Below are 12,019 nucleotides of genomic sequence, written 5' to 3' on the forward strand. Positions count from 1 at the left end.
CGCGGCGGCCGACCCGCTGGCCACCGCCCGTCGCCCGCGCGGCGCCGCCCGTGCCGGCAAGCCGCTGCTGATGCCGGCGCTGGCCGCCCACGCGCTGCGCCGTCGCGAGACGGCGGACGCCCCGCCCCGAAGACCCCGCTGGCCGGACTGGCCAGCTACACGGCCGGCTACGTACGCCAGGGCGCGCTGAGGGGCCTGCGCCGCCGCCCCTGGATCGCGGCGACCGGCCTGGCCGGCTGGGCCGCGGCCAACGCCGCCATCGCCCCGGGCCTGGAGAAGCGGCCGCGCCTGCCGGTCGCGGGCACCACGGTGAGGCGCGATCTCAGCCATCGCAGCCGCTTCTCCGCTTTTCCGGTCCGCCTCACCTCGGCGATCGTGACCGCGCTGATCATCGGTGCGGAGCTCTCCCGGCGGGCGATCTCGAACAAGGCGACCATGCGGTGGTCGCCTTCGGCGAGCTGGGAGAGAAGCTGGGCGTCGAGGACGAACCGCGCTCCGGTCGCCGCGGTGAGCGGGGCACCGGAGCGGCGGTCCCGCCGGGGAACGAGGGGCCAAGAGCGGGGAGCCGGCGACGGCTCCTTAGCATTGGGTGCCATGGACAAGGGTCCCGCCGAGGCCGGGGAAACCCGGGCGACACCGGCATCCGGCCCGGCTCGGGCGCCGTGGCTGATCGTGCTCGCGGCGTGCGCGGGCCAGTTCCTCGTCGTCCTCGACGTCTCCGTCGTCAACGTGGCGCTGCCGTCCATGCGCGCCGGGCTGCGGATGGACGCCGAGCAGCTCCAGTGGGTGGTCAACACCTACACGCTGACCTTCGCGGGCTTCATGCTGCTCGGCGGGCGGGCCGGCGACCTCTTCGGACGCAAGCGCGTGTTCCTGGCCGGGCTCGGCCTGTTCACCGCCGCCAGCCTCGCCGGCGGCCTCGCGCGGGAGCCCTGGCAACTGCTGGCCGCGCGGGCCGTGCAGGGGACGGGGGCCGCCGTCCTCGCCCCCTCCACCCTGACCCTGCTCACCACCTCCGTGTCCGAGGGACCGGCCCGCGCCCGGGCCATCGGCACCTGGACGGCGGTGGGGGCCGGCGGCGGCGCGGCGGGCGGGTTCGTCGGCGGTGTGCTCACCGACACGCTGTCCTGGCGCTGGGTGCTGCTGGTCAATGTGCCCATCGGCGTGCTCGTACTGCTCGTGGTGGCGCTCCGGCTGTCGGCGGACCATCCGGCCGGGGGCGCGCGCCGCCTCGACGTGCCCGGCGCGGTGCTGGTCACCGGCGGCCTCGGCGCGATGGCGTACGGCATCGTGCAGACCGAGGCGGTCGGCTGGGCGGAGCCGGCCACGCTCGTGCCCCTGCTGGGCGGCCTGGCGCTGCTGGGCGCGTTCGTCGCGGTCGAGTCCCGCACCGGGGCGCCGCTGATGCCGCTGCGCCTGTTCCGGCTGCCGTCGGTGTCGGCGGCCAACGCCGCGATGTTCGTCTGCGGCGCGGCGCTGGTCTCCTCCTGGTACTTCATGTCGCTGTACATGCAGAACGTGCTGCTCTACACGCCCCTCCAGGCGGGTCTGGGGTTCCTGCCGCACTCGCTCAGCGTCGTCGCCGGTTCCAAGCTCGCACCCCGGCTGATGCACCGGGCCGGGGCCCGGAACACCGCGCTGGCGGGCGTGGCGCTGGCGGCGGTCGGCTTCCTGTGGTTCAGCTCGGCCATGGCCGCCGACGGCGGTTACACGGCCACGGTGATGGGGCCCGGGATCACCACGATGCTCGGCACCGGGCTGCTGGCCACCCCGCTGGCCTCCCTGGCCACCTCCGGTGCCCCGCACCGGGACGCGGGCGTGGTCTCGGCGATGGTGAACACCTCCCGCACCATGGGCGGCACCCTGGGGCTGGCGGTGCTCTCCACCGTCGCGGTCTCCCGGATCGCCGACGAGACCCCCGAGGGTCTCGCCCCCGGTTACGCCCTGGCCTTCCGCACCGGCGCGGCGGTCCTGGGGTGCTGTCTGCTGCTGGTGGCGCTGACGCTGCCGGGGGAGGGCCGCCGGGCCCGGTGACGCGGTGGCGGTGCGGAGGGAGGTGCGGCGGGCACGCGCCCTCACCAGTACCGGTCGCGCAGGTCGTCCACGCAGTCCTGGCTCTCGGAGGAGGTGTCGGCGTTCCGCACGCAGTCGCGGAAGTCGTCGATCTTGTCGGAGTTGAGGAAGGCCACCGTGGCGGCGATGAGGGCCGTGGAGAGCGCCGGCCCGATGAAGCCCGTGATCGCCCCGGTGAGTGCCATCCAACCGTTGGTCGCCTCGCCCCGCCTGACGCGGCGGTGACCGACGACACCGAACACGACGGCCAGCACTCCCAGGACCACGCCGAGGAGGGCGGTCCAGAACATCACCAGGGCGATCAGGCCGAGGACGAGGGCCGCGACGCCCATCCCGTCGCGGGGCCGTGCCGGGGGCTCCGGGGCGGTGGTCCGGGCGCCGGCTCCCCGTAGGGGCCCCAGTCCCGCGGAGGCGGGTAGGAATGCGAGGGCACTGTGTCCTCCCTTCGGAGGTTTGGCCGGTCTCGCGGGTTTGTTGACGGCGTTCGCGTCCTTCCGCCGTACCCGTCCGCAGGGCACCCATGCCGCCGTGCCGCCGCGGGTTCGGCCCGGTGCGCGGGGAGCCCGGACCCCCTCCGACGGGGACGCGGGGGCCGCGTTAGCGTCGGGGGTGTGGACCACGAGAACGCCGGCGCCGACCGCACCCCGCCCCCGCCCGATCTGTTCTCGCACGAGTTCGCCACCGATCCCTACCCCGCGTACGCCTGGCTGCGCGAGCACGCGCCCGTGCGCCGCACCGTGCTGCCCAGCGGGGTGGAGGCGTGGCTGGTGACGCGGTACGCGGACGCGCGCGAGACGCTGGCCGACCCGCGGCTGAGCAAGAACCCCGCCCACCACAGCGAGGCCGCGCACGGCAAGGGGAAGGTGGGCATTCCCGGCGAGCGCAGCGCCAACCTGATGACGCACCTGCTCAACATCGACCCGCCCGACCACACCCGGCTGCGGCGGCTGGTGTCCAAGGCGTTCACCCCGCGCCGCGTGGCGGCCTTCGAGCCGCGGGTGCGGGAACTGGCCGACCGGCTCGTCGACGGCTTCGCGGAGCGCGGGAGCGCAGACCTCATCCACGAGTTCGCGTTCCCGCTGCCGATCCACGCCATCTGCGACATGCTCGGCGTCCCGGCCGAGGACCAGGACGACTTCCGCGACTGGGCGGGCATGATGATCCGTCACGGGGGCGGCCCGCGCGGCGGGGTGGGCCGGGCCGTGAAGCGGATGCGCGCGTACCTGGCCGAGCTGATCCACCGCAAGCGCGGCGATCCGGGCGACGACCTGATCTCCGGACTGATCCGGGCGAGCGACCACGGCGAGCACCTGACGGAGAACGAGGCCGCGGCGATGGCCTTCATCCTGCTGTTCGCCGGCTTCGAGACCACCGTCAACCTCATCGGCAACGGCACCTACGCGCTGCTGCGCCACCCGGAGCAGCGACGGTTGCTCCAGGACGCGCTGGCGGCCGGCGACGACGGGCTGCTGCGGACGGCGGTGGAGGAGCTGCTGCGCTACGACGGGCCGGTGGAGCTGGCGACCTGGCGGTTCGCCGCCGAGCCGCTGGAGATCGGCGGGCAGCGCGTCGGCGCCGGCGACCCGGTGCTGGTGGTGCTGGCCGCCGCCGACCGCGACCCGGCGCGGTTCGCGGACCCGGACGCCCTGGACCTCACGCGCGGTGACAATCCTCACCTCGGATACGGCCACGGCATCCACTACTGTCTGGGCGCGCCGCTGGCACGGCTGGAGGGGCGGATCGCGCTGACGGCCCTGCTGGGACGCCTCCCTGACCTGCGGCTCGCGGCGGAATCCGCCGATCTGCGCTGGCGGGGCGGCCTGATCATGCGGGGACTGCGTGAGCTGCCGGTGGAGTTCGAGCCGGTGCGCGTGTGACGCACGGTCACATGCGTGATCCGTGCGTGATCTACGGGACACTGACTTGTGATGATCGGCCCGGTGGCGCTACGTTCAGCCGTCAACCGCTCAACCTTGTCGGCCGTCCACGCACGAGAGGTTCCACACATGCTTTCCGGGAACGGTAGACACCGCCGCCCCCGCCGGGCTCCCGCCGTCTTCGTCACGGCCGGAGTGACCGGCGCGGGATTCGCCATCCCGCTGCTCGGGGCTGCGGGCGCCCAGGCGGCAGACCTCGACACCTGGGACCGGGTCGCGCAGTGCGAGAGCGGCGGCCTGTGGAGCGCCGACACCGGCAACGGCTACTACGGCGGGCTCCAGCTCACCCAGGAGATCTGGGAGCGGTACGGCGGTACGGCGTACGCCGAGCGCCCCGACCTCGCCAGCCGCAGTCAGCAGGTCGCGGTGGCCGAGAAGATCCTCGCCGGCCGGGGGCCGGATGCCTGGCCCTCCTGCGGCGTCAACGCCGGGCTGCGCCACGACACCACCGGCGAGGCCCCGGCCATCGACCCGGACAACCTCCTGCCGGAGGAGGACGCGCGGGACGGCGGGGGCGGCGGAGGTGTCCTGGACGGCACCGCGCCGGGCGGCGACGCGGCGGGGGAGGACTCCCCGGCCGAGGACGGCGGCGGGGCCGAGTCCGGCGGCGGCGCGAAGGACGGCGCCCAGGACGGGAGTAAGGCCCCGGAGGGTGGCGCCGGGGACACCGGCACCGGGAAGACCGGCGCCGGTGACGGTACGGAGGCCGGCGGGGCTGACGACGCCGCGGAGGGCGGCTCCCGCGCCGGCGCGGGGGAGGGCGCCGGAAAGCACCGCGGCGAGCGCGACCCGCGTGAACTGGAGCTGGAGCGCGGGGCGGACGGCGCGGAAGACCGGGAGGCCGCGGGCGAGGAGCGCTCCGGGGAGGCCGCCGACCGCTCCGCCCGGGCCGAGCGCCCCGCGCTGGCGGGCACCGTGAGCGGCCTGGGCGTCCGTGCGGCGGACGAGGGCCATCTCGTGCGCCCCGGGGAGTCGCTCGTGACGATCGCCCAGGAGCACGGCGTCCCGGGCGGCTGGAGCGGCCTGTACGAGAACAACAAGGACGTCGTGGGCGAGGATCCGGACCTGATCCTGCCCGGACAGGAGCTCACCCTCGGATGAGTGCGGACGGCCCTGCGGCGTGACCCTCCCGGGCGATTGCGGCGTGTCGTTCCTGTCCGGCCTAACGCTCCTCGTCTGACCTGCGGATTCCGGCCGTGCGAGCGTCAGAAAGGGTGAATCACCGGTTTCTGACATGCTTTGAGACGTATGTCCTCCTGTGCTTAACGTCGTCCCGCTCGCACCGCGAGTGCCACCGACCGCAGCGCCGAATCCTGCCGGCGGCCGGTGGGCAGTCGTCGCGTCAGCGCCGAGGGCAGGAGCGGGGGAACCAGGTAGGCGCCGCCCCGGGCCGCACGGTCCGGAGCGGCTTGGGGTGAAGTCGCCCGGGGCTCCGCGCCCCGGACGACCGGGCTTGCTCACTGCCCGAACCCGACAGCTCACCTCGCAGGCGTCGGTGAGACAAGGAACGTCCATGCTGTTCACCGGTAAGGGGCACGACAGCCGCACCGCCAGGGCCGTTCGCGCGGCCGCGCTGACGGGCGCCGCGGGCGCCGCCATCGCCGTCCCGGTGGCGGGCGCGCCGGACGCCTCGGCGGCGTCCGTCGACACCTGGGAGCGGGTGGCCCAGTGCGAATCCGGCGGTGACTGGTCCATCAACACCGGCAACGGTTACTACGGCGGGCTGCAGTTCGCCCAGTCCAGCTGGGAGGCCGCCGGCGGCACCCGGTACGCGCCGCGCGCGGACCTGGCCACCAGGGAACAGCAGATCGCCGTGGCCGAGCGGCTGCTGGCCATGCAGGGCCCGCGTGCCTGGGCCTGCGCCGCGAAGGGTGGCCTCACCTCGGGCGGACCCGCGGCCGAGGTGGACCCGGACGGCGGCCGCTCCGCCGGTTCCGGTTCCGGGCAGGCGTACTCCGACTCGCAGAGGCGGTCCCAGGAACAGTCCCGGCCGCAGGTCGCCCCCGAGCGGGCGGACGGCCACCAAAGCGACGCCGAGTCCGGCTACACGGTCAAGTCCGGCGACACACTGCGCGCCATCGCCGCCGCCCACGGCACCACCTGGCAGCAGGTCTACCAGGACAACCTCGACGTCGTCGGCGACGACCCCAATCTGATCTTCCCCGGCCAGCAGCTCCGGGTCTGATCCCCTGCTGTGCCCGCCCCGGCGCCACGCCCGTCACCCGGCGGCGCCATCCCGGTGCGGTGTGTCACCTCCTTTCGCGGAGGGCACGCCGCACCGGGTTTATTCAATTTGGAAACAAAGCGCTCCCGGCTGCTCTGAGCTGCGATTTCACCCACCGTTCCGCCGTATGGCACGGGCTGTCGGCGAGGTGACGTGCGCGGGCCGGATAGGCTCGGGGTACTGAGACCCGACACACACGCCCGACACACACGAAGGAGACCCTCGTGCCGTCCATCGACGTCGTAGTGGCCCGCGAGATCCTCGACTCGCGAGGCAACCCCACGGTCGAGGTCGAGGTCGGCCTCGACGACGGCAGCACCGGCCGTGCGGCCGTTCCGTCCGGCGCCTCCACGGGCGCCTTCGAGGCCCTGGAGCTGCGCGACGGGGACAAGGGCCGCTACGGCGGCAAGGGCGTCGAGAAGGCCGTCCTCGCCGTCATCGAGCAGATCGGCCCGGAGCTGGTCGGCTACGACGCCACCGAGCAGCGCCTGATCGACCAGGCGATGTTCGACCTGGACGCCACCCCGGACAAGTCCTCCCTCGGCGCCAACGCCATCCTCGGCGTCTCGCTGGCCGTCGCCCACGCCGCCTCCGAGGCGTCCGACCTGCCGCTGTTCCGCTACCTCGGCGGACCGAACGCGCACCTGCTGCCGGTGCCGATGATGAATATCCTCAACGGCGGCTCGCACGCCGACTCCAACGTGGACATCCAGGAGTTCATGATCGCGCCGATCGGCGCCGAGTCCTTCTCCGAGGCCCTGCGCTGGGGCACCGAGGTCTACCACACCCTCAAGAAGGTGCTGAAGGAGCGCGGCCTGTCCACCGGCCTGGGCGACGAGGGCGGCTTCGCCCCGAACCTCGGCTCCAACCGTGAGGCGCTCGACCTCATCCTGGAGGCGGTCAAGCAGGCCGGCTACACCCCCGGCCAGGACATCGCCCTCGCACTGGACGTCGCCGCCTCCGAGTTCCACAAGGACGGCCGCTACGCCTTCGAGGGCCAGGAGCGCACCGCCGCCCAGATGACCGACTACTACGCCGAGCTGGTCGAGGCGTACCCGCTGGTCTCCATCGAGGACCCGCTGTTCGAGGACGACTGGGACGGCTGGAAGACCATCACCGAGCGCCTGGGCGACAAGGTCCAGCTCGTCGGTGACGACCTGTTCGTCACCAACCCCGAGCGTCTGGCCCGCGGTATCGAGGAGGGTGCCGCCAACGCCCTGCTGGTCAAGGTCAACCAGATCGGCTCCCTGACCGAGACGCTGGACGCCGTCGAGCTGGCCCAGCGCAACGGCTTCAAGTGCATGATGTCCCACCGCTCCGGCGAGACCGAGGACGTCACCATCGCCGACCTGGCCGTCGCCACCAACTGCGGCCAGATCAAGACCGGCGCCCCGGCCCGTTCCGAGCGCGTCGCCAAGTACAACCAGCTGCTGCGCATCGAGGAGATCCTCGACGACGCCGCCGTGTACGCCGGGCGCTCGGCGTTCCCGCGGTTCCGCTCCGCGGACCGGTAGGCGCCGGCAGGCACGGCCGCCGGAGCGGACCCGCCGTCACCCCGTCCCCGTCCCGTACGGTGGCGGGGACGCGGCGGCCGCGGTGGCATGCGGCGACACGGCACGGCGACAGGACACGGCGACAACAGGCAGCAGGGGAGGCCAGGTGGCCGCGGAACGGGAGAGGTTCTCCACCGCGACCAGGCTCAGGGCACTGGGCACACAGGCGGCCGAGCGCGTCTATCGCGCCCAGAACCGCCGGATGCGCGCCCCCCGCCGAAGCCGGCTGACCGGCCGCGCCGCACTGCTCGTCCTGGTCCTGTGCTCGCTCGTCGTCGCCCTGGCCTACCCCATGCGGCAGTACGTGTCGCAGCGTGCGGAGATCGAGGAGCAGCGGGGCCTGGTCGAGGAGCTGCGCGGCCGGGTCGAGGACAAGCGCGATCTGAAGGTCCGCTGGAAGGACCCGGCCTACGTCGAGCGGATGATCCGTGAGCACCTGCTCTACGTGCGCCCCGGCGAGACCGGTTACATCCTCTCGAGCGGCACCGCCGACCGTACCGGCGGGAGCGCCTCCCGCTCCCGCCGCGGCGCCGGACCCGGTCCCACCGAGCAGGTCTGGTTCCGGTACCTGTGGGACGGCCTGGACACGGCGGACGCCTCCGGCGCCGCCGGGCAGCGCCCCTGACGTGGACCGGCCGCGGACCGGACGTGCTCCTTCCGCCCCGCCTGGCCCGACCGCTCCGCCGGGCCCCGCGTCCGGCCCCGATCCCCCTGAGGCATCCTGGCCGTATGGAAACGCCCCCGCCCCGTACCGGGCCCACCGCGCCGACCGAAGCCGACGTCGAGGCATTCCAGCAGCAGCTCGGCCGCCCGCCGCGCGGTCTGCGCGCCATCGCGCACCGCTGCCCCTGCGGGCAGCCCGACGTGGTGGAGACCGCGCCGCGGCTGGAGGACGGCACGCCCTTCCCGACCACGTACTACCTCACCTGTCCGCGCGCGGCCTCCGCGATCGGCACGCTGGAGGCCGAGGGCGTGATGAAGGAGATGACCGAGCGGTTGCGCACCGACCCGGAGCTGGCCGCCGCGTACCGCCGGGCGCACGAGGACTACATCGCCCGCCGCGACGCCATCGAGGTGCTGGAGGGCTTTCCCAGCGCGGGCGGGATGCCCGACCGCGTCAAGTGCCTGCACGTCCTGGTCGCCCACTCGCTGGCCGCGGGCCCGGGCGTCAACCCGCTGGGCGACGAGGCGATCGCCATGCTCCCGGAGTGGTGGCGCAAGGGGCCGTGTGTGAGCGCGGCCGGGGACGGCGGGGAGGACGCACGGTGACGGGGACGACGGACGGCACGGCGGCCGGCACGACGGTCAGGGTCGCCGCCATCGACTGCGGCACCAACTCCATCCGCCTGCTCGTCGCCGACATCGACCCGGCCACCGGTGAGCTGACCGACCTCGACCGCCGGATGACCATCGTCCGCCTCGGTCAGGGCGTGGACCGGACCGGGCGACTGGCCCCCGAGGCGCTGGAGCGCACCTTCGCGGCCTGCCGTGAGTACGCCGAGGTGATCCGCGGGCACGGCGTCACCCCCGGGCGTATCCGCTTCGTCGCCACCTCCGCCTCGCGCGACGCGGAGAACCGGGACGACTTCGTGCGCGGCGTCGTGGACATCCTGGGCGTCGAGCCCGAGGTGATCACCGGCGACCAGGAGGCGGCCTTCTCCTTCACCGGCGCCACCAGGGAGCTGGCGGGCGCGGAGCACCTGGAGGGGCCGTACCTGGTGGTGGACATCGGCGGCGGTTCCACGGAGTTCGTGGTGGGGGACGACGGGGTGCGGGCGGCCCGCAGCGTGGACATCGGGTGCGTCCGGCTGACCGAGCGCCATCTGCTGCGCGACGGCACGGTCACCGACCCTCCCGCGAAGGCGCAGATCGCCGCGGTGAGGGCGGACGCCGAGGCCGCGCTGGACCTGGTGGAGAAGACGGTCCCGCTGGCCGAGGCCCGGACGCTGGTGGGGCTGGCCGGTTCGGTCACCACCGTCGCCGCCGTCGCGCTGGGGCTGTCCGAGTACGACCCGTCCGCCATCCACCACTCCCGGATCGGCGCGGAGAAGGTCGCGGAGGTCACCGCGCGCCTGCTGGCCGCCACCCACGACGAGCGCGCCGCCATCCCCGTGATGCACCCTGGCCGGGTGGACGTGATCGGCGCGGGCGCCCTGGTCCTCCAGACGATCATGGAGCGCACCGGGGCCCGGGAGGTCGTGGTCAGCGAACACGACATCCTCGACGGCATCGCCCACTCCCGCGCCGCGCGCTGACCCGCGCCGGACCCACGGCCGGGGCCTTCGGACCCGTGAAGGTTCCGAAGGCCCCGGCCGTCACGGGTTCCGGTGGACGTCGCGCCGGTTGCCCGCCTTCACGACAAGAACGACGGGGGCCGGCGGTGCCGGCCGCTCCCGTGCGTCCCCGCGAAGGTGTGGGCGGGGCGCGGCGGAAGACCCCGCCGGGAAAGTTCGTGAAGTTCTTCACAAGGGAAAGTGCGCCGACGGGCGACATTACCTGCCGGTAGCGGCGGTTTGAGGTCTTCGCGGCTCGGAAGGGGTGATGCCGGAGGGCCGGACCCCTCTGTCGAGGCGACCGTGCCGACCAGCTCCCCCGGAGAGCGACTACGCAGCTCACAGCGGGTACTGAACGTGCCGTGAGATGCGCCGGTTCCCGATCGCGGATGTGGTTCCGGTCACGGGGCGGCGCAGTGTATCAGAAGAGGGTGAGATGCTTGTGAAGACCCTCACGAGGGTCCCCCCGAACGGCAGTGGATACTCGAAGGCATGAGCACCACGGAGCGTCCGCGAATCCTCGTAGTGGGTGGCGGGTACGTCGGTCTGTACGCAGCGCGCCGCATCCTGAAGAAGATGCGGTACGGCGAGGCGACCGTCACCGTCGTCGACCCGCGCTCGTACATGACGTACCAGCCCTTCCTGCCCGAGGCAGCCGCCGGGTCCATCTCCCCGCGCCACGTCGTCGTCCCGCTGCGGCGCGTGCTCCCCAAGGCGGAGGTCCTCACCGGCCGCGTCACCACCATCGACCAGGACCGCAGGGTCGCCGTGGTCTCGCCGCTGGTCGGCGAGTCCTACGAGCTGCCCTTCGACTATCTGGTCGTCGCGCTCGGCGCGGTCTCCCGCACCTTCCCGATCCCCGGCCTGGCCGAGAACGGCATCGGCATGAAGGGCGTCGAGGAGGCCATCGGCCTGCGCAACCACGTACTGGAGCAGCTCGACAAGGCCGACTCCACCAACGACGAGGCCGTCCGCCGCCGGGCGCTGACCTTCGTCTTCGTCGGCGGCGGCTTCGCCGGGGCCGAGACCATCGGCGAGGTCGAGGACATGGCGCGCGACGCGGCCAAGTACTACGGCAACGTCCGTCGCGAGGACATGCGCTTCGTTCTCGTCGACGCCGCGGACAAGATCCTCCCCGAGGTCGGTCCCGAACTCGGCAAGTGGGGTCTGGAACACCTCCAGAAGCGCGGCGTGGAGGTCTACCTGTCCACGTCCGTGGAATCCTGCGTCGACGGCCACGTGGTGCTCAAGAACGGCCTCGAGGTGGACTCCGACACCATCGTGTGGACCGCCGGCGTCAAGCCCAACCCGGTGCTGGCCCGCTTCGGCCTGCCGCTGGGCCCGCGCGGCCACGTGGACACCGAGGCGACGCTCCAGGTCAAGGGCTCCGGCCACATCTGGGCCGCGGGCGACAACGCCCAGGTTCCCGACCTCGTCGGCCGCGGCGCGGGCAACGAGAACGCCTGGTGCCCGCCGAACGCCCAGCACGCGCTGCGCCAGGCCAAGGTGCTCGGCGACAACGTGATCTCGGGCATGCGGGGCTTCCCGCAGAGCGAGTACCGCCACGCCAACAAGGGTGCGGTGGCCGGCCTCGGCCTCCACAAGGGCGTCGCGATGATCGCCCTGGGCAAGCGGGTCAAGCTCAAGCTCAAGGGCCGGCTCGCCTGGTACATGCACCGCGGCTACCACGGCCTCGCGGTGCCCACCTGGAACCGCAAGATCCGGGTCTTCGCGGACTGGACGCTCGCGATGTTCCTCAAGCGCGAGGTCGTCTCCCTCGGCGCCGTGGAGAACCCGCGCGAGGAGTTCTACGAGGCCGCCGCCCCGGTCTCGGCCGCCGCGCGGGAGCCCCGGCCCAAGGCCAAGGCATCCTGACGGGGCGCCGGACACCGGCGCACAGCGCGCACGCCCGGAGCGTCACCCCGCGCCCGGGGCCCGGACCGCTCGGCGGTCCGGGCC

11 protein-coding genes, 1 pseudogene and 1 riboswitch are annotated in these 12,019 nt (G+C 73.5%); of the genes and pseudogenes, 10 read left to right on the forward strand and 2 right to left on the reverse strand.

Annotated features, from left to right (window positions below):
* Positions 1–190, forward strand: a pseudogene (locus LJ221_RS20325) (hypothetical protein); the annotation flags it as partial.
* On the opposite strand, the gene LJ221_RS20330 reads toward LJ221_RS20325, so the two are convergent.
* Complete coding sequence (locus LJ221_RS20330; protein ID WP_241718167.1) at positions 168–596, reverse strand: hypothetical protein; 429 nt, start codon at positions 594–596, stop codon at positions 168–170. The pseudogene LJ221_RS20325 and the gene LJ221_RS20330 overlap by 23 nt on opposite strands.
* On the opposite strand from LJ221_RS20330, the gene LJ221_RS20335 reads away from it, so the two are divergent.
* Positions 595–2,034 (forward strand): MFS transporter, encoded by a 1,440-nt coding sequence (locus tag LJ221_RS20335; protein ID WP_241718168.1) that lies wholly within the window; start codon positions 595–597, stop codon positions 2,032–2,034. The two genes, LJ221_RS20330 and LJ221_RS20335, sit on opposite strands and share 2 nt — an antisense overlap.
* Positions 2,035–2,075: 41 nt before the next feature.
* On the opposite strand, the gene LJ221_RS20340 is transcribed toward LJ221_RS20335, so the two are convergent.
* Positions 2,076–2,405, reverse strand: a complete 330-nt coding sequence (locus tag LJ221_RS20340) for a DUF4190 domain-containing protein (RefSeq protein WP_241718169.1) — start codon at positions 2,403–2,405, stop codon at positions 2,076–2,078.
* 279 nt (positions 2,406–2,684) lie between these two features.
* On the opposite strand from LJ221_RS20340, the gene LJ221_RS20345 reads away from it, so the two are divergent.
* The 8 genes from LJ221_RS20345 to LJ221_RS20380 all read left to right on the forward strand — a co-directional run bounded on the left by LJ221_RS20345 (position 2,685) and on the right by LJ221_RS20380 (position 11,935).
* Complete coding sequence (locus tag LJ221_RS20345) at positions 2,685–3,950, forward strand: cytochrome P450 (RefSeq protein ID WP_241718170.1); 1,266 nt, start codon at positions 2,685–2,687, stop codon at positions 3,948–3,950.
* Positions 3,951–4,079: 129 nt separating this feature from the next.
* The gene (locus tag LJ221_RS20350; protein ID WP_241718171.1) at positions 4,080–5,111 is read left to right on the forward strand and encodes a transglycosylase family protein; all 1,032 of its coding nucleotides are present in this window, start codon (positions 4,080–4,082) and stop codon (positions 5,109–5,111) included.
* A 235-nt stretch (positions 5,112–5,346) separates the two neighbouring features.
* Positions 5,347–5,517: riboswitch (cyclic di-AMP (ydaO/yuaA leader) on the forward strand.
* 6 nt (positions 5,518–5,523) lie between these two features.
* Positions 5,524–6,195: a transglycosylase family protein gene (locus tag LJ221_RS20355; RefSeq protein ID WP_241718172.1), complete on the forward strand. Its 672-nt coding sequence runs from the start codon at positions 5,524–5,526 to the stop codon at positions 6,193–6,195.
* Positions 6,196–6,458: 263 nt separating this feature from the next.
* The gene (gene eno, locus LJ221_RS20360) at positions 6,459–7,748 is read left to right on the forward strand and encodes a phosphopyruvate hydratase (RefSeq protein WP_241718173.1); all 1,290 of its coding nucleotides are present in this window, start codon (positions 6,459–6,461) and stop codon (positions 7,746–7,748) included.
* Between the two features lie 145 nt (positions 7,749–7,893).
* Positions 7,894–8,412 carry a septum formation initiator family protein gene (locus LJ221_RS20365; protein ID WP_241718174.1) on the forward strand — a complete coding sequence of 173 codons (519 nt, stop codon included), beginning with the start codon at positions 7,894–7,896 and terminating at the stop codon, positions 8,410–8,412.
* A gap of 104 nt (positions 8,413–8,516) precedes the next feature.
* On the forward strand, positions 8,517–9,056 hold the full coding sequence (locus tag LJ221_RS20370; protein WP_241718175.1) for a DUF501 domain-containing protein: 540 nt from the start codon (positions 8,517–8,519) through the stop codon (positions 9,054–9,056).
* Positions 9,053–10,042, forward strand: a complete 990-nt coding sequence (locus LJ221_RS20375; RefSeq protein WP_241718176.1) for a Ppx/GppA phosphatase family protein — start codon at positions 9,053–9,055, stop codon at positions 10,040–10,042. The genes LJ221_RS20370 and LJ221_RS20375 overlap by 4 nt, the downstream gene beginning before the upstream one ends.
* Positions 10,043–10,552: 510 nt before the next feature.
* A complete protein-coding gene (locus tag LJ221_RS20380) occupies positions 10,553–11,935 on the forward strand; it encodes an NAD(P)/FAD-dependent oxidoreductase (protein ID WP_241718177.1) in 1,383 nt (460 codons plus the stop codon).
* The last annotated feature ends 84 nt before the right edge of the window (positions 11,936–12,019 follow it).

Source organism: Streptomyces sp. CNQ085 (assembly GCF_022614595.1).
Taxonomy (GTDB): domain Bacteria; phylum Actinomycetota; class Actinomycetes; order Streptomycetales; family Streptomycetaceae; genus Streptomyces.